This is a genomic window from Candidatus Thiodictyon syntrophicum (genome assembly GCF_002813775.1).
GTDB classification, from domain to species: Bacteria; Pseudomonadota; Gammaproteobacteria; order Chromatiales; family Chromatiaceae; genus Thiodictyon; species Thiodictyon syntrophicum.
The window spans coordinates 2037580-2063434 of sequence record NZ_CP020370.1 but is presented as its reverse complement, the minus strand read 5'-3'; the positions used below and the strand labels follow the sequence as shown (position 1 = coordinate 2063434).

Here is a 25855-nt window from a genome sequence, read left to right as displayed (position 1 = left end):
GGGCGGTCGGGGGAAAACAGGGCGGCGATCGGGTGGCCCGGCACTGCGGTCGGTACCCCGGTCGTGACCGGTCCGCACGCCGGGTAGAGCGCAGCGAAAGTCGGCAATCCCGCCCTTAGGAACGGTTCACGAACGGGAATACTCCATGGTCCCTCGCGCCGCCCCCAGGTCCGTGTCATTGGTTATACAGCTGCTCGAACCCGCCCTCCGAGAATCCCTGCAAACGCGCCTCGCCGACCAGGATCAGGGGTACCCCACGACCGCCCAGGCGCTTGAATTCACGGCCGGCGGCGGCGTCCTGCTCGACATCGTATTCGCTGTAGGCGACCCCATGGGTATTGAAATAACGCCGCGCCTGTTTACAGTAGCCGCACCAGGCGGCAGCGTACATGACCACCCGCTTGGCGGCCGGGCGGTTTGGTGCGGCGGCCGGGGGTGGGGTGCTGAGCGCGGCGGGCCGCACGGCCGGCGGTGCCGGGTCCGGAGTCGCGGGAAGCCGAACCTGCTCGGCAGTCCCGCCCGCCGGAGGCTGATCGGAGAAATGGGTGACGCCCTGGGCGTCTGTCCATTTGTAGATCTCGGCCTGGGCAGGGCCCGGCGCGCCGCCCATCAGGGCGGCCAGGAGGACCGCGCTCAAGCCCGTCAGTCGGGATTGGGTACTCATGGCGGCTGAGGATGCCAATTTCAGCGTTTCAGGGCAAGCAGCAGAACGCCGCCAGCGACCATGCCGATCCCACCCCAGTAACGGAGCGTCGGCCGTTCGCCGAGAAAGTTGACCGCGAAGATCGCTACCAAGCCAAGACTCCACTTATCCACAGGGGCGACCTGCGACGCCTCCCCGACGATGGCGGTCATTCACTAATCCTCTGGGCGCATATGCGGGAATAACAGGACATCGCGGATGGATGGCGCATCGGTGAAGAGCATGACCAGCCGGTCGATGCCGATGCCCTCGCCCGCCGTGGGCGGCAGGCCGTATTCCAGGGCGCGGATGTAGTCGGCGTCGTAGTACATCGCCTCTTCATCACCGGCGTCCTTTTGCGCCACCTGGTGACGGAAGCGCTCGGCCTGGTCCTCGGCGTCGTTCAGCTCGGAGAAGCCGTTGGCGATCTCGCGCCCGCCGATGAAGAACTCGAAGCGGTCCGTCACCAGGGGGTTTAAGTCATTGCGCCGCGCCAGCGGGGAGACCTCGGTCGGGTATTCGGTGATGAAGGTGGGATTGATCAGTCGGTGCTCGCCGGTCTGCTCGAAGATGGCGATATGGATGCGGCCGAGGCCCCAGTCGTCCTGTGCCGCGATCCCCAGGGTAGCGGCGCTGCGGCGGGCGGCGTCGAGGTCGTCGATATCCGCAGCACTGAACGCTGGATTGAAGCGCAGGACGGCCTCGCGCACCGTCAGGCGCTCGAAGGGCTGGCCGAAGTCGAAGGCGGTGCCTTGGTAATCGAAGGTCGTGGTCCCCAGGACGGATTGGGCCATGCCGCGCAGCAGGTCCTCGGTGAGATCCATCAGGTCGCGGTAGTCCGCATAGGCCTGGTAGAACTCCAGCATGGTGAACTCGGGGTTGTGCCGGGTCGAGAGCCCCTCGTTGCGGAAGTTGCGGTTGATCTCATAGACGCGCTCGAAGCCGCCCACCACCAGGCGCTTGAGATACAACTCAGGGGCGATGCGCAGGTACAGCTTCATGTCGAGCGCGTTGTGATGGGTGACGAAGGGGCGCGCGACGGCGCCGCCCGGGATCACATGCATCATCGGCGTCTCGACCTCCAGGAAGGCCCGCTCATTCAGATAGGCACGGATGTAGGCGATGATACTGATGCGGGTGCGAAAGGTGGCGCGGGTGGACTCGTTGACGATGAGGTCGACATAGCGCTGGCGGTAGCGGGTCTCCATGTCGGCGAGCCCGTGCCACTTCTCGGGCAGGGGGCGTAGGGCCTTGGTGAGGAGGCGAATGGACTCGCAGCGCACCGACAACTCGCCGGTCTTGGTCTTGAACAGGGTGCCGGCGCAGCCGATGATGTCGCCGATGTCGAGATCATGCTTGTAGGCGGCGTAGCCGGCCTCGCCCAAGGCATCGCGGCTCACGAAGAGTTGGATGCGACCGGACATGTCCTGGAGGTGGGAGAAGCTCGCCTTGCCCATCACCCGGCGGCTCATGAGGCGGCCGGCGATGACCACCCGCAGGGGCGGCTCGGCCAGGGCCGCGGACTCCCAGCCGCCGTAGTTCGTGAGCAGATCACCGGCGAGTGCATCGCGCCGGAAGTCGTTGGGAAAGGCCTCGCCGGCGGTGCGCAATTGGGCGAGCTTCTCGCGCCGCTGGGTGATCAGCTTGTTGTCGTCTTGGGGTGTGGTATCTGTCATGGTGTAGCTTTAGGCATCCAGTAGCAATCTGAAGTCGGAGCAGAACTTGCGAAAAGAGCGGGAGCGCGTCGCGGCCAGCGTAATATCGAATCGTGACGTCAGCGCCGGCTGATCGACACGCGAATCGTAGTTGCCCATGCGTTGGCCGATCCATCCTTTGGCGTCACGGCCGCGCTCCGGATCAGCGGGCGCAATCAAGTCTGCGGGCAGACCGCGAAAGCCGGCCACGCTCGTAAAGATCGACGCTGGGCGCGATCTGATCCAGCCGCAGCAACTCCCCCGGCGTATACAAACCGGACCGGACGACTTCGCGGGGCCGACAGCCGCACATCGCATGACACAATACTGCGGTAGTTCGTCAGCTTCACCCGCGTAAAGTAGGGTGGCGGCGGCGGTGATCGCGACGCCGCCAGGTTGAGCGCGGGCGTTCGGCCCAAGGGCGACGTCATAACCCGCTCTTGAGGCTCGCCTCGATGAAGGGATCGAGATTGCCATCGAGCACCCCCTGGGTGTTGGCGATCTCGATATTGGTGCGGAGATCCTTGATCCGCGACTGATCCAGGACATAGGAGCGGATCTGGCTGCCCCAGCCGATGTCGGACTTGGTGTCCTCCACCGCCTGCTGGGTGGCCGCGCGCTTCTGCATCTCCAGCTCATAGAGCTTGGCCTTGAGTTGCTTCATGGCCTGGTCCTTGTTCTTGTGCTGGGAGCGCTCGTTCTGGCACTGGACCACGATCCCCGTAGGATTGTGGGTGATGCGCACGGCCGATTCGGTGCGGTTGACGTGCTGACCGCCGGCCCCGCTCGCGCGGTAGACATCGATGCGCAGGTCCGCGGGGTTGATCTCCACCACCACCGTGTCGTCGATCTCCGGGGAGACGAACACCGCCGCAAAAGATGTGTGGCGGCGATTGCCGGAGTCGAAGGGGGACTTGCGCACCAGCCGGTGGACCCCGATCTCGGTGCGCAGCCAGCCGAAGCAATACTCGCCCTGGAAGTGCACCGTGGCGGACTTGATGCCGGCCACGTCGCCGGGGGAGACCTCCATCAGCTCGGTCTTGAAGCCGCGCCGCTCGCCCCAGCGCAGGTACATGCGCAGCAGCATCTCGGCCCAGTCCTGGGCCTCGGTCCCGCCGGAGCCGGCCTGCACATCGAGAAAGGCGTTCTTGTCGTCCATGGGGTTGGAGAACATACGGCGGAACTCCAGGCCCGCCACCCGCTCCTCGCAGCGGCCAAGATCGCGCAGGAGATCGGTGGCGGTCGCCTCGTCATCCTCCTCGGCAGCCAGGGCCAGCAGGCCGTCGGCGTCGGCCAAGGCAGCGGTCATGTCGTCCACGGTCAGCACCACGGCCTCCAGGCCGGCGCGCTCACGGCCCAGGGTCTGGGCACGCTCGGGGTCGTTCCAGACCTGCGGGTCTTCAAGCTCACGCAAGACCTCGGTTAAGCGCTCCTGACGCTCCTCGTAGTCAAAGATACCCCCTAAGGGACGCGACGCGCCCCTTCAGGTCATTGATCTGGTGGGCGATAGGGTTGAAGTCGAGCATGATTCACTCCGCGTTGGTCGAACCGACAAGTATAGGCGCAGCGGGCCACCCGGCGCCACGACCGGCGCCGCCGGACAGCCCTGAAGCATAACCCTGCCGCCGGCTGACATTGGGCGGCGTCGGCGCCGTTGGGCGCTGGCGTTGGCCGCTGCGGGGTGCGTTGGCCCTGACCGGGGGTTGCGGCAGAAGGTTTGGCAGGTGCCGGGAGGGTTGTCGGACCGGTACTCGGGCATGCGTCACGCTCGCCAGGCCAGCGGTTGCCAGCACCGGTGGTCGCCGGCGTGCCGGGGTCGGGCGCCGTTCCCGGCGGCGGTTATTCGAGCTGAAGCTGCAGCGGCTGGGCGAGCAGGTGTCGGCGCCACCGTGAAAGCGGTACAAAACAGCCGACAACAAAACGGACCACAAAAGGCATCGGCGGAACGATGGCGGGGCAAGAACAGGGTCGCCGCCGGTCACGCAGGGTGACTGGCGGCGGTCATGGGGGAGCGCTGGGGGGAGCGGGACTCAGGCGTCGGTCTGATCGCGCATGCGATAGCTGCGACCTTCGATGACCACGGACTCGGCATGATGGAGCAGCCGGTCGAGCAAGGCTGACGTCAGGGTACTATCGTTGTTGAAGATTTCCGGCCACTGCTTGAAGGCCCGGTTGGTGGTGATGACGGTGGAGCCGCGCTCATAGCGCTGGCTGATGACCTGGAACAGACCGTCGGCGCCGAACTTGTCGATCGGCAAGTAGCCTAGCTCATCGATCACGAGCAGTGTAGGTTTCAGCAACCGCGCCAGTTCCCGCTTGAGCCCGCCGGTGGCCTGGGCGGCGGCCAGGGCAGTGACGATATCGACCGCGCGGGTAAAGAGCACGGCGTGTCCTTGCAGGCAGGCGGTGTGCGCGAGGGCGATGGCCAGATGGGTCTTGCCCACGCCGACTCCGCCCAGCAGGATGACGTTGCCCTGTTGGGGCAGGAATTCCAAGCGGAAGAGGTGCTGCACCTGGGTGCGGTTGATCTTCTTTGGCCAACTCCAGTCGAAGCCATCCAGGGTCTTGAGGCCGGGCAAGTGGGCGGCCTTCACTCGCCGCGCTACCCGGGCCTCGTCGCGGCGGGCCGCCTCACCGGCGACCAGTTGTTCGAGAAAGTGGCCATGGGTCCAGGACTCGCGCGCCGCCTGCGCCACCAGGTCCGGATAGTGCTGGAGGAAATAGCGTAATTGCAGCCGTTCGAGTTGCTGCACCAGGACCTGCTCGGTGATCGACATGCTGCTTACCCCTCGCTCCCATAGGGCGATAAGTCCGGCGGCGGGAGTTCCAGGTCCAGGACATCCTGGCGCCGCAGCAATTGAAGCGGGCTGGGCGCTGGGAGTTGGCGGCCCCGCGCCTGGATCAGATGGGCGATGTACTCGCTACTGAAGGCCTCGAACGTCAGGGCATCGGCTAGGGCGCGGGCGACCGCCTCCTCGCCGTGGATGTCCGCCAGGGCCACGATTTTGCGCACGTGGGACAAGGCGTTGCCGCGCCGCTCCAGCAAGCCGGTGTGGTAGTTCGCCGCCAGCGGTGACAGGGCCAGGAACCGCTGGAGGACGTGGGCGTCCTGGGCATGGCGGCGTTGCGCCACCAGTGCTTTGGCATGATCGGGATCGGCGATATCGCGGTGCCGCTCGTAGGAGCGGACATGGCGGGCGATCAGCGCTTGATCGTGATACACACACAGGTAATCGGGATACGCCTTGAGCGTCACCTGAACGCCGGCAAAGCGCGCCGGCACCGAATAGCGGTTGGCCTCGAAGGTCACCCGGAACTGGCGATTGGCCCGCACCGCCAGGACCCGACCGACATCGAAGGGGCGCGGATTGACCGATTGCAGATGAGTCTGCTCTTCGGCCCACAGATCGACCGGCCGGCGCTGGGTTTCGCGGTGCAGTCGGACATTGGCCACCGTCTCCAGCCAGACCCGCAGCGCCGGGTTGAGGGCGGTAAAATCCGGTAACTCCAGGCCGTTGAGGAAGTTCGCTTTGACGTACCCCACGCCGCGCTCCACGCGCCCTTTCTCGTTGCCTTTGGCGACGTTACAGGCCACGACCTCGAAGCCGTAGTGCCGGGCGAAATCGAGATACCGGGGATTGAACCGGGGCGGCTCGCCGCGCACATGCGCCAGCACCGCGGTGCGCAGATTATCGACCATCACCTTCTGGGGTACGCCCAGAGCGTTGAAAGCGTTGATGTGCGCGGCCAGAAAGTGCTCCATGGTCTGGGCCAGGGTGAACTCCACGTACAGTTGCCGGCTGTAGGCCAGGACCATGACGAAGAAGGACAGGCGCCGACGCGTCTCCCCGACGGCGATGGTGCCCCATTCGCCCCAGTCGACCTGCGCCACCTCGCCGGGGGCAAAGGCCAAGGTCAGGAACGCCTCCCGCGGACGTGGGCGAATGGTGTGTACATACTCCTTGACGATGCTGATCCCACCGTCATACCCGGCCTCGCCGAGGCGCTGAAAGACCTGCTGGGCGCTGAGCGGATGGGCCTCGAGCCAACCGACGATGCGCCCTTTGAAGGGATCGAGCTTGCTGGGGCGTGCCGCGGTGGCCCGCTGCTCATAGGGGCGCGCCCGCCAGCGCCGCACGGTCTTGACGTTCAGCCCCAGGTCCCGGGCTATTTGCCGCGCCGTGAGGTGCTTGGCGTTGCCGTCGCGAATTGCACACCAGGTGGCGTAGTCGATCATGACCGCCGCTCCAAGACCGCGTGCAGTCGCTGGAGGTGGACGCTGGTCGGGACCGTCCCGGGGAGACTGAGCACCTGATAGAGCGGTGGCTCGAAGGCGATCAGATCCAGGGCGATCAACTCGCAGCGCGCCTGCGCCAGCCGGGGCGCCGGCAACCGCAGGCGCTGTGACAGGGTGGCGTCACTGTAATAGCTCAGGCCATGCACGTCGGCGACGCTGAGCAGAAACAGATACAGCGCCCAGGCGCACACGTCAGCCCGCTCGATGTAGTGCTCACGCACCAGGCGATGATCGAGCCAACTGAAGTGCTCGGGTACCTGGCGCAACCGGTCCGGGTTCAAGACCCGCTTGATGATGGTCATGCTCGCCTCCGCCGCGGATATCGTGGCCCAGTTGTATCAACCGGGTCAGCGCGGTGGCGATGTCCTCTTGTAACGCACTGTCCCACAGATGCGCGATTAAGCCAATCAGGACAGCAGGTTGAGTAGCCAAGATATCTTGTAACGGGGACCCTAAGACATCTTGTAACGGGGTGCCCAAGTGCTCCTGTAACGGTGCGTGCGCGGTGGGGTCCGGCGCGTGAGCAGCGCGCGGCGCGGCAGACACGGACGCGGCCGATGCCGGGATCGGCAGGGACGCGGTGACTGGGTCCGGGGCGGCGACTGCGGGCAACTGGGCGAGCGCGCCCGGCGCACGGGCGTTGCGCTGACTGTAGCCAGGATGGGCGTGCCGCCACGCCTGCACCCGGGCGACCGCGGCGGGACCGCAGTGGTAGTGGCGATTGTCCTCCTTGGACAGCCACTTGGCCTGGCTGGCGCGCTTACTGGCGGTCCGGCACGCCGCCTGCGAGCAGTAGCGCTGGTGACGGGCATTGCGCGCGTCCGGGGTGAAATTCTCGCCGCAATGCGCACACGTCCGCCCTTGTTCCCGCCCCATGTTGTGTCTCTCGCCAGATCACCGATCCAGCTATGACACGCGCGCGGAAGAAGACCGAAGAAGAGCCCACAGCAAGAAAACACCAGCCTGATTATTTCTTAACCAGGAAGAAGACGGGGAAGAAGAGCCGGTTTCAGGTCGGCAAGTTCCGACCGGTTTCAGGTCGGCCGCGACAAGCAGGCGGCGCATCCGCGCGGGGTCGAGCCAGGGGCCGGCACAGGACGCGCGGATGAAGGCGATGGCGCCACGCACGCCCAGGGTGCGATAAAGCTCGCGCAGATGGCGGGCAAAGCGTGCCAGGGTGTTGAACAGGTGCGCCAGGCGCATCAGGTAGTGATAGCCCTTCATGGCGTTCCAGTTCAGGGCAAAGGCGTGCTCGTAGTGGTAACCCTGATGTTTCTCCACCAGGAAGCCGGCCTCGATGCCCCAGCGGTAACGGGCCCCTAGGTTGCAGCGCTCATGCGCATTAGCGCGGCTGAGTGGTTGGCTGGAGAGCCAGGCATGGCGCGCGGTCTTGGTCAGGCGCGCGCCTTGTTCATCGATCGTCTCCCAGGTCTCCTCACAGACCACCACATGCAGACTGAGGTGGCGGCGCGTGTTGTTTGAGAAGGCATAGTCGATCGCGTTGACCCAGGAAAAGCGCTGGTGGCGCTCCCCCCAGTCGCGCTGACAACCCGCTGGCTGCACCGCGTGCAGCGCGTGGAATTCCTCCCAGACCGTAGGCAAGTCCTTGTCCTTGAAAACGATCATGAACTGCCAGTGGTACTGATGGCAGCACTGCATCACCGGTCCGTCGGCATAGAGACCGTCGAGCAACAGCAAGATCGGCAGGCGCGGGAACAGCGTCTTGATCCGGGCGCTGAGCCGCGTGAAGGCGCGCCGTTCGCAGTCTTGTTTGTCGGCCTTGGTATCGCCCTTGGCATATTCGAGGAATTCGCTCAGCAAGGGGATCACCAGCCCGTTGTGAAAGGCCAGACTGGCCTCCAGGACGTAGACGAAGTACTGGGTGTGGCGCGCGTCCTCGGCCCCGACCTGACGTTCCAGGAGATTCTCATCCCAGAGGTGGTCACGGGTGAATTTCTGGGAGCCGTCGATGGCGATGGGATAGGCGTGGTTGATCAGGTAGCGGCGGAAGGTCTTGGCGCGGATCAGGCGGCGTACCAGGTCGATGTGCGCCTGTTCGAGGTGGGTCACGTCGATGTCGCGCAGCAGCCGAAACAGGGTGTCGGCGTGCGGGAGGGTCTCCAGTTCGGGGAACAGGAGCCGTAGGTTGGCCTCGAACTGGGGGTGCGTCAGTTCGCGGTTGACCGCGCGCCGGGAGGCGAACTGAAAGACGAACATCAGCAGCCCGTAGAGCAGCAGCACGGTGAGCCGATGCCGACACTTCTTGGGGTTGCGGGGCTCGGGAATCTGTCCCAGGGCGGCGAGCAACGCGGGCAGTTCCCGGCGCAGGACGCGCACCTGGCCGCTGACCGCCGCCTCGCGGGCCTGCTGTTCCTCGGCGAGCGTGGCGTACGCCGAGCAGCGATTGGGTAACGGCGCGGGTACGCGGGGGATCAGTCCGTCCTGGCGCTGCTGTTGGCGTAGCGCCTGTTCCTGCTGTTTCTTGTGCGCGCGTTGCTCCTTGATGGCCGCGCGTGACAGGCGGCGGCAGGGTTTGCTCATGGCGTCGTCCCCCCGGACGCGGCGCACAAGCGCTCGCGCCACTGTGCACTCAAGGGCTTGACCCAGACTTGGCGCGGGGCGCTGTGATAGGTCCGGCCCGGTCGCGCCAGCCCGCTCCCGCTGGTCTCCCCCAGCAGTTCCCACCCGGCGGCACGGTAACAGGTGCCGGCGTAGTGGCGCGGGTCGACGAAGGTCTCCAGCAACAGCGGCGCAAACCCCCAGTGTTCGAGCCAATCGGCGCGCACCCGCCGCGCCAGTTGTCCCAGCACATGGCTGGCCAGGTGCGGCACCTGGACGTGGGGAAAGATCAGAAAGCGGCTGTTGTTGAGCACCCGCACCTGGTTGGCCCGGCGCGTCTGGGCGTCCCACCCGATCCAGTGGTCACGCACCGCCAGCGCGCGCGCCGCGCCCGCCAGCAGGAGGCAGCCCAGGTGCTGCTCGCCCGCGGTGATGAAGTAGCGCAGCCGGTAGCCGAAGGCACCCTTGTAGCCCAAGGGGTGCCAACGCGCGACCGCCGCATTCCATTGCGCCACCGCCGCGGCGTCGGCGCGCACCGGCGCCAGGCGCACCGGGCCGAGCGCGGCCAAGGGGCCGTGAATCGGCATCGGCGCCGCCACCACCGGCGCCGGGGGGACCGGGCGGGGACGCCGCGCGACCTGCAACGGGGGCAGCGCCACCAACCCGGCCGCCTCCAGACGTTCCAGAAACTCCCGACAGGCGTGAACCTTCGCCGCCCCCGTCACGGTATACCACTGCAAATGCTCGCACAGCGTCGCCGCCAACTCGCGCCGCCCCAACCGCGGCAGCCACGCCACCGTCTGGCGGATACCGGCGATCTCCTCGACGCTGAAGACGCGACCACAGTGCACCCACGGTCCTGGACTCATCGCACCCATCGCCACCCCCCGGCGGAACGGCAGACCGATTACCCTGCCATTAATCCTGCCAGAGTCGCCGCGCGGTGTCTACCCCCTTGTGCGAACATTAACTTTCTCTAACCCCCGCCAGCCCGCGCCGTGACTGGGGTGGCGCGGTTATGCTTCAGGGCTGGCCGCCGGATGGGCCGACACCGCCCGGCGGTCGGCTATACTTTGCCGCAAGCCAATCAACCGCACCCGACCCCGCTCATGGCACGCCTACCCCGCTTTATCCTGCCCGGCGTTCCGCAACATGTGCTGCAGCGCGGCAACAATCGCCGGCAGATCCTGTTCAGGGAGGAGGACTATTGGTTCCTGTGGGAGAAGATCGGCACCGCCGCGGAGAGGTTCGCGTGTCGGATCCACGCCTACTGCCTGATGCCCAACCATTTACATCTGCTGCTGACCCCGCTGCACGAGGACGGCATCGGCAAGTTGATGCAGTATGTCGGGCGCTACTATGTCCAGTACTTCAACAGCGGCAACGACCGCACCGGCACCCTGTGGGACGGCCGCTATCGCGCCACCCTGCTGGACCCGGCCGACTGGATGATCCCGGTTAGTCGGTACGTGGAAGGCAACCCCGTCCGCGCCGGTCTGGTGAGCACCCCCGCCGACTATGCCTGGTCCAGCTTCGCCGCCAACGCGACCGGGGCACCGGACCGGCTGGTCACGGCGTCCGCCGACTATGAGCGTCTGGGCCGCGGCCCAAAGACCCGCCAGGCGGCCTATGCCAAGGGGTTCGCCACCCCCCCGGACGAGGCGCGGTTGACCCGCATCCGCGACGCGACGAACAAGGCCTGGGTGCTCGGCGACGCCGCCTTCTGCGCCATGGTCGAGGAACGGCTCAACCGGCGCACCTCGCCGCGGGCGCGCGGCGGCGACCGGCGTTCGGCCGCTTACCGGATGGCCGCCGGGCGTCCCTGAGCGCCCCGGTCCGGGCGACCCACGCAAACCCCACGCACAACCCAACCATGCAGACGACGGCAACGATGATCATCAGAGCACTGACCCTACTGCCCCCGGTCCTGCTGTGCCTCACGGCGGCGGCCACGGAATTGCACGATTCCGGTTACGGTGACGACAGTCTGGTCGATTCCAGCGGCCACTACTATTACCCACAACCCAACGGCGGCTACATGGACGCCTATGGTTCCACCTATAGCGCGATCGGCGGCGGGCTCTACACCGATGCCCTGGGGAACCTGCTCGATGTCGGCACCGAGGCCGCCGAACCGGCCCGCGGGGCCGGCGCACCGCCCGCTCAGACGCAGAACGATGAACGCAACCCGGTCAGCCGCAAGGCGCCGCGAGGTAGAGCAGACGCGAGCACGCCCGCGGCCGAGACAGCGGGCGGCGAGTCAGCGCAGTCGAAAGCGACCGGGGACTTCGGTTCCAGGTACCTGGAAGACGTGGGCGACGGCTATCTCAAGATCGACCCGCGCGAGGTCGCGGCCGATCCGCGACTGGCCGAGCCGGAAAGCGCGCCGGACCATTCAGGAACGGCGGGGGAGGCAGCGAAACCAGCCGAGGGATTCGCTACGAGCGACCCGGATTGGGCCCCCGCACCGGTCCAGGAGGGCCCATCCGCCCACCATTCAGGAGAACTCCATGACCTGTCGCCGGTCGATCCGGGGAAGCGGCTCCGGGGCCAGGCGAGATAGTCGGGGGGGCCACGACCGGCCTCGCCTAGTCGACCAACTCACCGGCGATCACGCGCTCGAAGATCAAGGACCCGTCCGCGTACCCGACCTCGATCAGGTCCCCGGGGCCGAACTTGCCGGCCAGGATCTCCTGGGCAAGCGGATTCTCCAACTGGGCGCGGATGGCGCGCCGCAGGGGCCGGGCACCATAGACCGGATCGAATCCCGCCTCCCCCAAGTGGTCCAGGGCCGCGTCGCTCAGGGTCAGTTGCATGTCCCGATCCGCGAGGCGCTGTTGGAGATACTGGATTTGAATCCCGGCAATGGCCCGGATCTGGGTCGCGGTCAGGGAGTGGAAGACCACGATCTCGTCGAGCCGGTTGATGAACTCGGGCCGGAAGGCGTGGCGCACCGTCTCCATCACCGCCTCCTTCATGGCGGCATAGTTGGCCTCCCCCGCCCGCTGCTGGATGATGTCCGAGCCCAGGTTGCTGGTCATGACGATCACGGTGTTGCGAAAGTCCACCGTGCGGCCCTGACCGTCGGTCAGACGCCCGTCGTCCAGCACCTGCAGCAGGACATTGAACACGTCCGGGTGGGCCTTCTCCACCTCATCGAACAGGATCACGCTGTAGGGCCGGCGGCGCACCGCCTCGGTGAGATAGCCGCCCTCGTCATAACCCACATAGCCCGGGGGCGCACCGATCAGGCGCGCCACCGAGTGCTTCTCCATGAACTCGGACATGTCGATGCGCACCATCGCCTCCTCGGTGTCGAAGAGGAAGGAGGCCAGGGCCTTACACAGCTCGGTCTTACCCACCCCGGTGGGCCCCAGGAAGAGGAAGGAACCGATCGGCCGGTTGGGGTCCGAGAGCCCGGCGCGGGAGCGGCGGATGGCGTCGCTCACGGCCCGCACCGCCTCGCCCTGACCCACCACGCGTCGGCCCAGTTCCTCCTCCATGCGCAGGAGCTTGGCCCGCTCCCCTTCCAGCATCCGCGAGACCGGGATACCGGTCCACTTGGAGACGATGTCCGCGATTTCCTCTTCAGTGACCTTATTGCGCAGTAGCCGGGTCTCCCCTGGCTCCGCCTCGGCGGCCGCCGCCAGTTGCTTTTCCAGCTCCGGGATACGCCCATAGGCCAACTCCGACATGCGCGCCAGGTCACCGGCACGCCGGGCAGTCTCCATCTCGGTGCGCGCCCGCTCCAGTTCCTCCTTGATGTGGGCCGCGCCCTGGACCGCCGCCTTCTCGCCCTTCCAGACCTCGTTCAGATCCGCGAACTCGCGCTCCAGTCGCTCGACCTGACCCTCCAGGTCCGCCAGGCGTTTCTTGGAGGCCTCGTCCGACTCCTTCTTGAGCGCCTCGCGCTCGATCTTGAGTTGGATCAGGCGCCGGTCCAGCTTGTCCATCTCCTCCGGCATGGAGTCGATCTCCATGCGCAACTGCGAGGCCGCCTCGTCGATCAGGTCGATCGCCTTGTCCGGCAACTGGCGATCCGCGATGTAGCGGTGCGACAGGGTGGCCGCCGCCACGATGGCCGGGTCGGTGATCTCCACCGCGTGGTGGACCTCGTAACGCTCCTTGAGTCCGCGCAGGATGGCGATGGTGTCCGCCACGTTGGGCTCGTTCACCAGCACCTTCTGGAAGCGCCGCTCCAGGGCCGCGTCCTTCTCCACATACTTGCGGTACTCGTCGAGCGTGGTGGCGCCGATGCAGTGCAGCTCGCCGCGGGCGAGCGCGGGCTTGAGCATGTTGCCCGCGTCCATGGCACCCTCGGCCTTGCCGGCACCGACCATGGTGTGCAGCTCGTCGATGAAGAGGATGATGTTGCCCTCCTGGCGCGCCACATCGTTCAAGACGGCCTTGAGCCGCTCCTCGAACTCCCCGCGGAACTTGGCCCCGGCGATCAGGCCGGCCATATCGAGCGACAAGAGCCGCTTGGTCTTGAGCCCCTCCGGCACCTCCCCGTTGACGATCCGCTGCGCCAGCCCCTCCACGATCGCGGTCTTACCCACCCCGGGCTCGCCGATCAGCACCGGGTTGTTCTTGGTCCGCCGACCCAGGACCTGGATGGTGCGGCGGATCTCGTCGTCGCGGCCGATGACCGGATCGAGCTTGCCCTGTTCCGCCCGCTCGGTCAGATCGATGGTGTACTTTTCCAGCGCCTGGCGCTGCTCCTCGGCATTGGGATCGTTGACCGGCTGGCCGCCGCGCACCGCCCCGATCGCGCGCTCGATGGAACCCTTGGTGGCGCCCGCCTCACGCAGCGCCGTGCCCAGCACGCCCTTGTCCTCCAGGGCGGCCAGGACGAAGAGTTCAGAGGAGATATACTGGTCGCCGCGCTGCTGCGCCAGCTTGTCGGTGTGATTGAGCAGCCGGTTCAGGTCATTGCCGAGGTGCACATCACCCGCCGCCCCGCCCTGCACCGTGGCCAGCCGGTCCAGGGCCTCGCCGAGCGCCGAGCGCAACCGGTTGGCGTTCACGTCGGCCTGCACCAGGAGGTGCCGGACGGTCCCGCCCTCCTGGTCCAGCAGGGCTGTCATGAGATGGACGGGCTCGATGAACTGGTGATCGCGGCCCAGGGCCAGGCTCTGGGCATCGGCCAGGGCCTGTTGGAACTTGGCCGTCAGTTTGTCCATTCGCATGAGCTATAACTCCGCCGCGTGGTGTGGTTTTCCCCCAAATGGTGCGCGCAGGCTGCGGCTTCAAGGGCGCCCTCATCGAGTCGGCGTGTGCCAGGCTGCGCCGCGGCTGCCCCCCCGGGGGAGGCTCAATCAGTCGGGAAGACGCGCCCGTCAGCGCTGACGGCTCTAGGGGCACACGTCGGTTTGACCCAGCGCCGCCGGGTCGGTAGCATTAGGGGGGAAGACGTGTTCTGCAGCCTACCTCGACTGTCAGGATTTTTTACAGTTCTAGGCTGGCAGACCGGGTTCTAGCATAACCTTTGAATTTAATATATTGAAATATAAAGATAAGATAGATGTGGCGCAAGAAATGCTTGTGGGAACTCAGCACCAACGCTGAGGCCCAGGCCGGTGACAGTCTCCGGCCGACAGGCGCAGGGAATCACCCGTTCGCAGTGGCGCCGGACCGCAACGCCGGCACCAAGCGATCCAGACAACCCCTGGGTGGTTCGACTCAAGGCACCCGACCCTAAGCCGCGTACAGGCGAAGTTATGAGAAACCGGCATTTATTGTCTCTTACCGTTGGCACGGCGCTCGCTATGGGGCACTGGCCGGCGGACGCTATCGTCATTGATGGTACCGAGATCGGTAATGTGGCCTCCAGCTTCACCTGGTCATCCGATACCGCTAAGTATCAAAGCTACGCACAGGGATGCAATGTCACGTCTTGCGGCAGCCCCACCGTCCCCACCATTTCGGCCAACAGCGATATCCTGTTTTTCTGGGGCAAAGAGGGCGCAGCGACCAACAGCCAAACCACCTGGTTCTACAGCACCACGGCCCTGCTGTACGCCCAACCGCTGAACCTGCAGTATGTCGCACTGACCTCCACCGGCCAGGCAGGGACGCGGGGGACTCAGTACACGCCGGACGGCAGCACCGCCATCGGGACACGCCTGATCGGCACCGGTCTCACGGGGACTTGGCCCGTGGACAACGGCACCGGGGGGGTAAGCGGAAACTTACTTTCGGATGGCACCCCGATCAACAATGCTCTGATCACCATCAAGGCAAATGGCGGACTTGTGGGAGTCGACGGCAGCCAGATCGAAACCAGCCGCCCGGCGGGCCTGGGAGCCACCTCTCCTTTCCAAGTGACTCCCAGCCTGGCTCAGAGCCCGCCGGTCGACCCTAATACCCCCTGGATCATGCGAGCGGCGGGGCCGGTTGACGGCGGCAGTCCGAGCATCGTTGCCTATGTCCAGATGCCGGTGAGCCAGGCGTTTGAGATCGGTGGTAGCAGCGGGAAAGAGCTCAAAGCCGGCGACAGCGTCGAATTGATTCTGAGTGAGCAGGCCGTAAACAATTCCTACGCCGGGGGCGTCGGCCCTTCCGCGATGCTTGCCAGCACCAACGTCCAACTCGTCGGTAACTACGTCGCTTCGATCCTTGGCGTCAACGATCCCGCATCCCTCAACCTGGGTCTGGCGCGCGTCGGCCAAACGGCGGGCACCGCCACTGCCGCAGGCAATGCGACCGCCACCAACACCAAGGTGTCCACGACCGGAGCGACCACGCTCTACAACGTGGCGTTCGGCCAGGCAACGACCGACAGCATCGGTCTGGGTGCCTTCTCACGCACCGGCGCCGCCGACGGCGGCAATCTGGGGGAGGGGGTGAGCGCATCGAGCGGCTACGCCTATCGGGCGGCCGACTTCGGCACGAACACCGGTGCCGCAACGGTCGGGGCGATCACCGGCGTCAACGCCGACGGCACCGCCTACACCGGGACCACGGCCAATACCACCAAAGTTGTCACGTTCCAGGCCACCGGGGTCGGCCCCAGGTTCCAGACCAAGGCGGGCACCGACCCTGCCGACACCGCGGTCGACTTCGGCAAGGTCCTAATCACCAAGACCGACCTCAGCCCTTCGGTCACTCGGTCGGTAACGATCACCAACACCTATATCGGAGCGGGAGACACAAGTCTGAACCTGACCGGGCTGACGGTGAACAGCACCTCGAAGGACGGCGCCAATCCATCGAATTTCTCCGGTGGTCCCACCAACACCTCGATCCAGGCAAACAACGGCACCCAGACCTTCGATCTCACCTTCGCTGCGGATTCCGCGGGGACCAAGACCGCCACCATGCACTTCAACACGGACGTAGCTAGCGCGACCGGACTCGCGGGCAGCGGTCAGACCATCGACCGCGCCCTCCAGGGCCAGGCGTTCGAAGCCACCCTGAGCACGGACAGCACGGCCATCCAGCTCGGTTACGCCCGGATCGGCGGGGCAGCCTCCACGCCGGCCCAGGCGGTCAGCGTCAGCAACCAGACCGGGGGCGGTTATGACCTCCACGCGGTCACCTTTGGCCCAGCCACGAGTTCGACGCCGAATGCCACCTTCAGCGGCGGCGCCAACGTCGGAACGCTCGCCAATGGCGCGACGGGGAGCACCGGCTACAGCATGACGGCGGCGGCGACCATGGCACCGTCCACCAGCAAGCAAACGGTGACCGGGACCGTCACCGTCAGTTCGACCGAGGCCCCGGACGTCACCCGAACCCTGACCGGCGACGCGGTGGGCCCCGTCTTCAATTTCTCCGGCAACAATGTCAATTTCCAAGACGGCAGTCCCTGCAACATCCTCGGACCCAGCGGCAATGCGGTCTGCGGAACCGTCGACTTGGGCACACTCGACCCCAGCCGCACCACCACGGTTCTGACCATCGCTAACCTGTTCAACGCGGTAACCCTTAACGGCTTGGGTGACCTTGCCGACCTCACCCTGATCAATGTGGGCTTCGGCCCGGGTTACAGCCAAAGCGCCCCAGTCGGGACCGGGCTCTTCTCGCTTGCCAGCATCCTCAAGGGTACGCGGTTAGACCCGATCGGCGGGGGCTCGAATTCGGTCACCGCAGGTCTGAACTTCGTCAGTACGGCGCCGGGTATGGGCTTCGTTGCCACCCTGTACCTGCTGACGGACGCCAGCACCACCCTCGGCGCCGAAAGCGGGGGCAGGCAGTTCCTGTTCGATATCACGGCGGCCTGGTCCGACGCACCGGCGCCCGGCACCCTGGCGCTGCTGGCCTTGGGTCTTGCCGCGGTTCGCCTGGGAAGACGCCAGGCGGCCTAGTCTTCCTCCTGGGGCCAGCCGTGGTGCGCTTGAACCGCGTTGGGACCCAGGGCACGTGGCATCCGGACCTCTTCATTATTCCCGAGGAACCCGCGGGTACGGCGGGGCAAGCGCCGCGGTAGGGCGGGGGCGCCAAGTTCGATCGCTTGCGCGTGCGTCAGGTCTCACCAAGCGCCGAACGCGACTGAAATCCGATCGGCATGTCTTGCGGACCTTCAGCGTACTGCGTAGTATTTGCCATAAGACCAGGGTCCTAACAATGGGCGCGTGGAAAGCGGATCTATTTTGACACAATATGTTAACGTGATTGAAGCCGCCCGCCCATCATACCGGACCATCGCCAGGGATTCCCTGCCGCCCCACGCCGACAAGGGTCCGCTGCCTTGTCGTGGTGGATGCATTGTCGCTGATCGTCCCCGGCAAGAACGCCTACCCCTTCGAGGAACACCGATGAACAGCAGCCGAAAAATCGCAAGCGTCGGGCAAGGCGGCGCTGACGAAATCCAGGAGACACGGCGGCGCCTGCTGCGTGCGGCCGCCGCAGCGGCCCCGCTGGTCGCCACCCTGCCGAGCGGCGCCGCCTATGCCTTGGGCAGCACCTCGCAGTGCATCAAGGATGACCGGTCCAACAGCCAAGCGGTGGACTTTAATCCCGCACTTGGCGGTACCGCCTCACCCGACGGATTTGCCCGCGTCCAAGGCTATCAATACACATTTCGCAAGGGAACCGAACGGCCCCCGGTGACTCTGATCGTTTTCTCCATCGGCGCTAGCGCTAACCCTCCTTACTATTTCGGCTCGAGCGGCTCCATCGGCAGCTACTCCTACACAGTGGGAGAGGTCTTCGACCCGGCGACGTTTGCCGCAAGCGTTTGGACTATGACGGTCGGCCCGGACGCGGTCCAATTGTTGAAACTCTATCGCGCCGCAAGCGATACGGGAGACGCCGACAGCAATCCGACCTGCGCCGTGGACTGCCTGCCCGCCTCCACCGACCCGCAATCCCGGTGTATTTTTCCGGTGTCGCAGATCGGACCGCCCGACGCGCCGGGACAGAACCCCGGCAACAACATGGGGCTCACCACCAGTTGTCTCACGTCAGTCCATCCGATCTCTTCCGGCCGGAGTTGCCCGCAGTAGCCCGAGCGCCATGGCAAAGGCGCTCCCGGTCGGGATGATCAGCCCCCGATGCTGAGTAGCGCAAGCAACCGCCCGCCGCTCTACGAGGTCTGTCCGGCCGACAAACTTGTTTGGGCCCATTGGGAAGCCGACAGCAGCCTCTACCATCGCGGTACCGGGGAGACCCATCTCCTGAGCCCGCTACCCACTGAGATCGTCCGAACCCTGGAACGCGGGCCACTGACCCTGACCGAGTTAGCGGCGGTGCTGGCCGGGGTCTGCGAAACGCCCGATTCTGCCGACTGGCAGGACAAACTGGGTCGCATCCTTGGCGACCTGATGGCACTGGAGATCGTCGATCGGCGAGACGATGAGGACTGAGCGCATCGGTGACGGGGCAGAATTGCACCGGCTGGCCGCACGGGGATTGCTCTACCGCACCGGGCCCTTCATCATCCGGCTTCAGACCAGGCTCAGGGAGGTGACTGACACCTTCGCGCGGATTTATCTGGGCACCGAGGTCCTCCAGGACCCGCAGCTTCCCCATTTCTGCGTCCGCGTCACCGCCAGTTCCCCACTGCGGCGCCCCTGGGGGGCGCAATCGCAGTTCTGGATCGATGATATCCCCCCCTTCGAGCCCTATCCCCGTACCCATGCCTTTCCGCTCCTGGAATGGGGCATCAATTGGTGCATCGGCACCCGCGCCCACCGGTACCTGCTCCTGCACGCGGGCGCGCTCGAGCGCGGCGGGCGCGCCCTGCTCCTGCCGGCCATGCCGGGCTCGGGAAAAAGCACCCTGTCCACCGCACTCGCCTTCCGCGGCTGGCGCTTCCTCTCGGACGAATTCGGGGTGATCCTCCCGGGGGCCGCGACGGTCGTCCCCTTGCCGCGGGCTATTCCACTGAAAAATCGATCGATCCAGGTGATCCGCGACTTCGCACCGGAGGCCGTCATGGGACCCGTCTTCGAGAAGACACGCAAGGGCGATGTGGCACATGTGCGCCCCCCGCACGACAGCCTGGCCCGGCAACTGGAGGGCGCCGCGCCAGGTTGGATTGTTTTTCCCCGCTTCAGGGCCAACGCCACCACCGCGGTTCGCACCTTGGCCCGTAGCGAGGCCTTCACCCGTCTGGCTCAGAACTCCTTCAATTACCGATTGCTCGGCGAGCGCGGCTTTCTGGATCTCGCGGCCCTGGTGCGTGCCTGCGCGTGCTTTTCGCTCGACTTCAGCGACCTCGATCAGGCGGTCGCGGTGATCGAAGACCTGGCGTCCAGCACATGAGCGACCACGAATCGGCGGCCCTCACCGCCTGGCGACAGCCGACCAGCGTCCGCCGGTTCACGACCGAGCAGTGGACGGACGCCCTCTGGGGTGCCGGCCAGCACCGCTGTCTGGCCCGCCTGAGCTATCGGATCGAGGATGCCGGCTGCGCCGACGCCTGCCCCGAGCCCGCCTGGGACCTGCTGACGTCGGCCAGGTACTACCCCAGTTTCCTGCAGGTGCGAGTCGCCCGGGAGATCCGGCATCTGCATCGGATTCTGCGCGCCCGCGGGATCGATTTCCTCCTGTTGAAGGGTGGCGCCTACCTCAGCGCCGGGTTCCCCTTCGCCCGCGGCCGCGGTATGAATGACCTGGACCTCATGGTGCGCAAGTCCGCCCTCGGCGAAGCGGAGGCGGCCCTGCGGGCGGGCGGCCTGGTCACCGCCACCCTCAATGACTACGATCAACACTACTATCGGACCTGGATGCATGAGATCCCGCCGCTGCACCATCCCGAGCGGGGCGTCGAGGTCGACGTGCACCATCGCATACTCCCGTTGACCAGCCGCCTGAATCCAGCGCCCGAGATCATGTGGGCGGACGCCATCGCACTGCCCGCAACCCCGGGCGTCGCGATCCTCAGTCCGCCGGATATGCTGCTGCACACGGCGACCCACCTGTTCTACGACGGCGCAATCCTTGATGGATTCAGAGACCTGCTCGATATCGACTCACTCATTGACATCCATGCCATAGCGCCGGACTATTGGTCGCACCTCTTGGAGCGGGCGGCCTCACTCGAACTCGGCCGCCCGCTCTACTACGCCCTGTACTTTGCCCGGCGGATACTGGCTACCCCGATTCCCACGGCAACGCTGGAGGAGGCCCGCGCGCGGTTTGCCCCCGGCGCCCTGGTCAGGCCGGTCATGGAGCGCCTGGTCACGCGGGTACTACCGCCGCGGCCACGCACTGCCCGTGCCGCCCCGGTGTCCGCTTGGCTGCTCTATTTGCGTTCCCATTGGCTGCGAATGCCGCCCGGCTTGCTGGCCCGGCACTTGGGACGGAAGGGCCTGCGCCGCTTCGCGCCGGACAGCCCCGCTGCCGACTGGCCCCCGCCTTGAGCGCCTGTCGCAGGTATTGCATTACTGAAGCGGCGTCGGCAGGCACCGGCCGCCTAAGCCCCCGCATCCGCAAAATCAAAGTCCATGGCCTCCGTCGGCGGCTGGACATAGGACCCTTGCACCAGATCGACCCCGGCGCAGTAGAGCGGGGTGATGGCCTCAGGTCCCTCGACCCCGGTGGCGATCACCAGGGTCTTGCGACCGCGCGGGTCGCCGAACAGGGACAGCAAGCGCCCATCCGACAACCCCTGGGCCGCCTCCCGGGCCAGCCGCACATAGGCGACGGGCAGGCGGGCGAGCACCCGCTCGCCCCGCTCGCCGACCATGAATCCGTTGAGGCACAGGCGGATGCGCAAGCGGTGCAACTGCTCGGCCCGCCGGGCGGCCAGGTCCAGGTGGCGGTCCGCGTCGGCCAACTGCAGTTGGATGATCGGGCGGCATTGGATCAGGTCGCGGGCGGCGATCTCGTCACGCACCCACTCGACCCAGGCGTCGTCCGCGGCAGCGGCGATGGATTGATGCAGGAAGAGTTCCACCGGCCGCCCCGCGGCGCGGCGCTCGCGCAGAGCGTCAAGACCGGCAGTGAGCAGCCAGCGGTCGATCCGGGCGGTCTGGCCCGCCCGCAGGGCCACCGGGACGAAGACGCCCGGGGCGAGCAGTTCGCCCTGGGGGCCGGTGAGGCGCAGCGTGGCCTCGTAGCGCTCCGCCGCCGCCGCGTGCAGCGGCACGATGGGCTGAAACAGGATCTGGAACTGTCCGGCCGCGATGGCGGCCAACAGCGGGTCGCGCGCCGCGGCGGCGTCCCGGGAGGACGCCCTCACGTAGCCCTGGGCGCGGCCCTGCGTGGCCTGTAGGCTGATGCGGGCGGCCTTGCGGGCACGCGAAACCAGGGTGACGGACTCCCCGCCACTCTCCGCGACCGCACACCAGCCGACTCCGAAGGGCGGCACCGGGGCGGCGCCCGCCGCCGCCGCCAGATCGGCGCGCACGCACTGCCCCAGGGCCTGCGCGGCGGCGCTGAAGGGACGCCCGGCGCCGCTGCGCAGCAGCACGCCGATCCCCTGCTCGCCCACCCGTGCCGCCAGGGCCTCGGCCCCGGCGCGCGCGGTCACGGCCGCAGCAAGCCGTGTCAGGGCGGCCTCGTCCCCCTCCTGTTCGAGATATGCCAGGGCCCAGTCCTCACCGGACGTGGAACGGATCAGGCGGTCGAGCCGGGCGAGCAGGCGTTCCCGGCCGGCGAGGCCAGGCGGTGCGTCCGGCACCGCCGCCGCCCGCCGTGCCGCGTCGCGCTGGCGCACCTGCAACAGGCGCCGCCGCACGCAGGCCACCAACTGCGCCGGGGGTACCGGCTTGGCCAGGAAGTCGTCGCCGCCGATGCGCAGGGCCTCCAACTGGCGTGCCGGGTCCAGTTCCGCGGAGAGGAAGACGATCAGCAGGTCGGCATAGCGCTCTTGGGCGCGGATGACCCCGGTCAACTCGATCCCGCTGACCCCGGGCATGTGGAGATCCATCAGGACCAGGTCCGGCATGAAGCGATCCAGGGCCGCCAGGACCTCAAGCGGGTCGGACACCCGCTGCGTGACCATGCCGGCCTGTTGCAGCACCCGTTCGGCAAAGAGGGCTGCCACCGGCTGATCGTCCACCACCAGGATGCGCGCCGCAGGCCCATCGGCCGGCCCGACCAGGGCCGCCAGCCGGGCGGCGAGGTCAGCGGCCGGCAGGTCCGGCGACAGGCAGGCCGCCGCCCCGGCGTGCAGCGCCGCCAGTCGCTGCTGGAGATCGCCCGGGTCCCCGAGGCCGACCAGGGGCAACGACGGCCCCGGTCCGGGGTCCGCGGCGGGGACGAAATTCGCGAAGGCCCGCAGATCGACCAGCACCAGCAGGGGCGGCGGGTTCTCCGGGGTCACAAGGCGCCGGTCCAGCTCGGCGGGGACCTGGAAGGTCTCCAGGGCGAGCCCGAAGCCAGCGAGATGTGGATCTATGGCAGTGCCAAGGGCCTCGTCGGTACCGAGAAAGAGGATGCTGCCGCGGCTTGGCCGCCTCGGGTTCGTCAGGCTCATTCTGTTGAATCCTATCGTGGATCCATGGGTTCGCGGCCCCGCCGACGGGACCGCACCGGCCCTGGGCGGGCCCTGCAAGCCTTATTCTAGACCAAAGACGCGACGTGACTCGGTGCGCGGCAGGGACGGATGTCGCCGGGTGGCTACAGCTACCGGAAGTTCTTACGGACCGGGCGTCGTTGTCGTTGTCGTTGTCGTGGTCGTGGTCGTGGTCGTGGTCGGATTATTCGATTACGACAACGACAACGTACCCGGGATCTCGGTCACTACATCAGTTCTGATCGCACCAGATGCCGCCGAAGGTGTTGACGCACGCACCAAAGTGGTCAGGTAGAATGCGGACGCCCACCCCATCCGCGCACGACCTCAGCCGAGCTTGCTTCGCCCCGCGGGCCTATGGTCGGCATCGATCCCCGCCGCCCTCCCCATCCTCAGGATAACAGCACCTTGTCCGACACACTGATAGACCTGATCCGGCACGGGGAGCCCGTGGGCGGGCGACAGTTCCGCGGCGACAGCGTGGATGACCCGCTGTCCGCGGCCGGCTGGGCGCAGTTGCGCGCGGCCCTGGGGGAGGCCTGCCCCTGGGATCAGGTCATCAGCTCGCCCATGGCCCGCTGTCGCCCCTTTGCCATGGAAGTGGCCGCTCGCCACGGCCTGCCGCTGGCGATCGAACCGGCGCTCCGAGAGATCGGCATGGGCGACTGGGAGCGCCGCACGCCTGCTGACCTGGCGGCGCACGACCCCGCCGCCTTCGCGGCACTGTACCGGGACCCGGCCGCCCATCGCCCGCCGGGGGGCGAGCCCTTGGCGGCCTTCACCACCCGCGTCGCGACGGCCTACGACCGGCAGGCGGCGCTCTACCCGGGCCGGCACCTCCTGATCGTCTGCCACAGCGGGGTGATGCGCGCGGTGGTGGGATACCTGCTGGGGGCCGCCGACGCGCGGTGGTATCGGCTGCGGATCGACTACGCGGGGCTGGTGCGGGTGCGCCACGGGCGCTTCGGGGCCGCCATCGAGTGTGTCAACGCGCCGACCCTGCCCGGCTGAGCGCCGGCCAGACCCCGCGCGCCGGACCAACCCCGGATAACTTTGTACCCATACGACAGACCGGAGGTCGAGGCTTCAGCCGGACGCGGACCGCCGCCCGCTAAAGCGTCTACCTCCGATCGAGTCGCCTCGGTCACCGGAGGTCGAGCCTTCGTGGCACCAGGCCTTACCGGAAATCGCCTGAGTGCTCAGGCGAAGGCGGGGACAGTACCGCCCTGTCCCGCACCGGCGGCGGTGCCCGGGTCTTCGCGTAGTGCCGCCCGCAACACCTCAGCAGCGCACGGCAGGCAGGTACCGCAGGTGCCGCCGAGCCCGAGCCCCTCGCGCAGGTCGTTCAGGGAACTGGCGCCCGCGCGCACGGCCGCACGGATTTGCCGGTCGGTCACGGCATTACAGACACAGACATACATGGTCGGCTCCGGTCTTGGACGCGAGTTGTTCACCTGAGGCTGATAATAAGAACGCTTCTCGTTCGTGTCAATCCCCCGACCGCCCCCAGCTGAGCAACACCCCAGACCCGGCACTGCTTGTACCGCCGCACGCCGAACCCAACCTTCCTCATTAGGTTCACCGACAGGCCGTGCCCATGAAGACCGACCCGAGTATCCATCAGCACCACAACGCGGTGCTCAAGTTGGCCCTGACCAACATCAACCAGTACTTCCTGCATGCCCGCATGTTGGGCCACTGGGGCTTCAAAACCCTGGAGGGGCACGCCTTCCGCGCCTCGGTCGCGGTCATGAAGGAGGCGGATGAAGTCATCGCCCGGGTGCTCTTTCTGGAAGGCCTGCCAAACCTCCAAAATCTGGGTAAGCTCCTGATCGGCGAGGACGTACCCGAAATCATCCAACACGACCTCACCGCCGAGCGCGCCTACCGCGACGCCCTGGCCGCGGCCATCGGCCACTGCGAGACCCACAAGGACTATGTGAGTCGCCACGAACTGGAGGAGATCCAGGAGGAGAGCGAGGAGCGCATCGACTGGCTGGAGACCCAGCTCGCCCTGATCGCCGCCCTGGGCCTGGAAAATTACCTGCAATCCGCCATCTGACGCCGACCGAATCTGCCCGCCGGAGACCGACAATGCAAGGCTCACCCAAGGTCATCGAGCAACTCCAGTCCTTGCTCGCCAACGAACTGGCCGCCATCGACCAGTATTTCATCCACTCGCGCATGTATGAGGACTGGGGTCTCACCCGGCTCTTCGAGCGGATCAACCACGAGTCCGAGGAAGAGAAGGAGCACGCCACCGCGCTGATCCGGCGCATCCTGTTCCTGGAGGCGACCCCGGACATGACGCACCGCGAGGGGCTCCAGGTCGGCACCGACGTGCCCTCCATGCTGGACAACGACCTGCAACTGGAGTACGCCGTCGCCGCCGGACTCAAGCAGGCCATCGCCATCTGCGAGCAGGAGCGCGACTTCCAGACCAGGACCATCCTGGAACAGAACCTGAGAGACACCGAAGAGGACCACGCCTACTGGCTGGAGCGGCAGTTGGGGTTGATCGAGAAGATCGGACTCCAGAACTACCTCCAGGCGCAGCTGAACCCATAGGAGCCGGGGCGTCCCGCCCCGGCGATGCCCGCGGGGGCGCAACGCCCCCCTGCTCGCCCGCCGCCCTCCTTGCCCGCCCCACCGACTTGACATAATATTTTTCCCGACCACCCTTGACAGCCGTGCTCAAGGGGTCTACTTTACAT

Annotated in this window: 23 protein-coding genes; 10 read left to right on the top strand and 13 right to left on the bottom strand. The window is 66.7% G+C overall.

Annotated features, from left to right (window positions below; all coding sequences use genetic code 11):
* Positions 1–175: 175 nt before the first annotated feature.
* The 10 genes from THSYN_RS08805 to THSYN_RS08760 form a co-directional block, all read right to left on the bottom strand.
* Positions 176–664 carry a glutaredoxin domain-containing protein gene (locus tag THSYN_RS08805; RefSeq protein WP_100918802.1) on the bottom strand — a complete coding sequence of 163 codons (489 nt, stop codon included), beginning with the start codon at positions 662–664 and terminating at the stop codon, positions 176–178.
* Between the two features lie 20 nt (positions 665–684).
* The gene (locus tag THSYN_RS08800) at positions 685–855 is read right to left on the bottom strand and encodes a hypothetical protein (protein WP_216644717.1); all 171 of its coding nucleotides are present in this window, start codon (positions 853–855) and stop codon (positions 685–687) included.
* Positions 856–858: 3 nt separating this feature from the next.
* Positions 859–2358, bottom strand: a complete 1500-nt coding sequence (lysS, locus tag THSYN_RS08795; RefSeq protein WP_100918801.1) for a lysine--tRNA ligase — start codon at positions 2356–2358, stop codon at positions 859–861.
* Positions 2359–2367: 9 nt separating this feature from the next.
* Positions 2368–2586, bottom strand: a complete 219-nt coding sequence (locus THSYN_RS08790; protein ID WP_100918800.1) for a hypothetical protein — start codon at positions 2584–2586, stop codon at positions 2368–2370.
* A gap of 217 nt (positions 2587–2803) precedes the next feature.
* A protein-coding gene (gene prfB, locus THSYN_RS08785) for a peptide chain release factor 2 (protein WP_100918799.1) occupies positions 2804–3902 on the bottom strand; the annotation gives its coding sequence in 2 pieces (ribosomal slippage) (positions 2804–3826 and positions 3828–3902; 1098 coding nt in all).
* A 504-nt stretch (positions 3903–4406) separates the two neighbouring features.
* Complete coding sequence (istB, locus tag THSYN_RS08780) at positions 4407–5153, bottom strand: IS21-like element helper ATPase IstB (protein ID WP_100918452.1); 747 nt, start codon at positions 5151–5153, stop codon at positions 4407–4409.
* 5 nt (positions 5154–5158) lie between these two features.
* Positions 5159–6613, bottom strand: coding sequence for an IS21 family transposase (istA, locus tag THSYN_RS08775; protein ID WP_100918453.1), 1455 nt, complete (start codon positions 6611–6613; stop codon positions 5159–5161).
* The gene (locus THSYN_RS08770) at positions 6610–6975 is read right to left on the bottom strand and encodes a hypothetical protein (protein WP_100918454.1); all 366 of its coding nucleotides are present in this window, start codon (positions 6973–6975) and stop codon (positions 6610–6612) included. The genes istA and THSYN_RS08770 overlap by 4 nt, the downstream gene beginning before the upstream one ends.
* A 604-nt stretch (positions 6976–7579) precedes the next feature.
* Complete coding sequence (locus tag THSYN_RS08765) at positions 7580–9214, bottom strand: transposase family protein (RefSeq protein ID WP_157817537.1); 1635 nt, start codon at positions 9212–9214, stop codon at positions 7580–7582.
* A complete protein-coding gene (locus THSYN_RS08760; protein ID WP_157817396.1) occupies positions 9211–10101 on the bottom strand; it encodes a Druantia anti-phage system protein DruA in 891 nt (296 codons plus the stop codon). The genes THSYN_RS08765 and THSYN_RS08760 overlap by 4 nt, the downstream gene beginning before the upstream one ends.
* Positions 10102–10341: 240 nt before the next feature.
* Here THSYN_RS08760 and THSYN_RS08755 point away from each other — a divergent pair, with 240 nt between their 5' ends.
* Positions 10342–11058 carry a transposase gene (locus tag THSYN_RS08755; protein WP_100922349.1) on the top strand — a complete coding sequence of 239 codons (717 nt, stop codon included), beginning with the start codon at positions 10342–10344 and terminating at the stop codon, positions 11056–11058.
* 65 nt (positions 11059–11123) lie between these two features.
* Positions 11124–11795: a prolipoprotein diacylglyceryl transferase gene (locus THSYN_RS08750; protein WP_157817536.1), complete on the top strand. Its 672-nt coding sequence runs from the start codon at positions 11124–11126 to the stop codon at positions 11793–11795.
* Positions 11796–11820: 25 nt separating this feature from the next.
* Here the strand turns inward: THSYN_RS08750 and clpB are convergent, their stop codons facing one another.
* Positions 11821–14421 carry an ATP-dependent chaperone ClpB gene (gene clpB, locus THSYN_RS08745; protein WP_100918796.1) on the bottom strand — a complete coding sequence of 867 codons (2601 nt, stop codon included), beginning with the start codon at positions 14419–14421 and terminating at the stop codon, positions 11821–11823.
* A gap of 531 nt (positions 14422–14952) precedes the next feature.
* Here clpB and THSYN_RS08740 point away from each other — a divergent pair.
* The 5 genes from THSYN_RS08740 (at position 14953) to THSYN_RS08720 (ending at position 21042) form a co-directional block, all read left to right on the top strand.
* A complete protein-coding gene (locus THSYN_RS08740; protein ID WP_157817535.1) occupies positions 14953–17541 on the top strand; it encodes a beta strand repeat-containing protein in 2589 nt (862 codons plus the stop codon).
* A 450-nt stretch (positions 17542–17991) separates the two neighbouring features.
* A complete protein-coding gene (locus THSYN_RS08735; protein WP_100918794.1) occupies positions 17992–18681 on the top strand; it encodes a hypothetical protein in 690 nt (229 codons plus the stop codon).
* 48 nt (positions 18682–18729) lie between these two features.
* Entirely contained in the window at positions 18730–19041 is a 312-nt protein-coding gene (locus tag THSYN_RS08730) for an HPr-rel-A system PqqD family peptide chaperone (RefSeq protein ID WP_100918793.1), read from the top strand.
* Positions 19031–19942 carry an HprK-related kinase A gene (locus THSYN_RS08725; RefSeq protein WP_100918792.1) on the top strand — a complete coding sequence of 304 codons (912 nt, stop codon included), beginning with the start codon at positions 19031–19033 and terminating at the stop codon, positions 19940–19942. The genes THSYN_RS08730 and THSYN_RS08725 overlap by 11 nt, the downstream gene beginning before the upstream one ends.
* The gene (locus THSYN_RS08720; protein WP_100918791.1) at positions 19939–21042 is read left to right on the top strand and encodes a nucleotidyltransferase domain-containing protein; all 1104 of its coding nucleotides are present in this window, start codon (positions 19939–19941) and stop codon (positions 21040–21042) included. The genes THSYN_RS08725 and THSYN_RS08720 overlap by 4 nt, the downstream gene beginning before the upstream one ends.
* Positions 21043–21095: 53 nt before the next feature.
* On the opposite strand, the gene THSYN_RS08715 is transcribed toward THSYN_RS08720, so the two are convergent.
* Positions 21096–23102 (bottom strand): EAL domain-containing response regulator, encoded by a 2007-nt coding sequence (locus tag THSYN_RS08715; protein ID WP_100918790.1) that lies wholly within the window; start codon positions 23100–23102, stop codon positions 21096–21098.
* A 447-nt stretch (positions 23103–23549) separates the two neighbouring features.
* On the opposite strand from THSYN_RS08715, the gene THSYN_RS08710 reads away from it, so the two are divergent.
* Positions 23550–24152: a histidine phosphatase family protein gene (locus THSYN_RS08710; RefSeq protein ID WP_100918789.1), complete on the top strand. Its 603-nt coding sequence runs from the start codon at positions 23550–23552 to the stop codon at positions 24150–24152.
* A gap of 188 nt (positions 24153–24340) precedes the next feature.
* Here the strand turns inward: THSYN_RS08710 and THSYN_RS08705 are convergent, their stop codons facing one another.
* On the bottom strand, positions 24341–24562 hold the full coding sequence (locus tag THSYN_RS08705; RefSeq protein ID WP_100918788.1) for a (2Fe-2S)-binding protein: 222 nt from the start codon (positions 24560–24562) through the stop codon (positions 24341–24343).
* A gap of 176 nt (positions 24563–24738) precedes the next feature.
* Here THSYN_RS08705 and bfr (THSYN_RS08700) point away from each other — a divergent pair, with 176 nt between their 5' ends.
* Positions 24739–25203: a bacterioferritin gene (bfr, locus tag THSYN_RS08700; protein ID WP_100918787.1), complete on the top strand. Its 465-nt coding sequence runs from the start codon at positions 24739–24741 to the stop codon at positions 25201–25203.
* A gap of 32 nt (positions 25204–25235) precedes the next feature.
* Positions 25236–25709: a bacterioferritin gene (gene bfr, locus THSYN_RS08695; protein WP_100918786.1), complete on the top strand. Its 474-nt coding sequence runs from the start codon at positions 25236–25238 to the stop codon at positions 25707–25709.
* Positions 25710–25855: the final 146 nt, after the last annotated feature.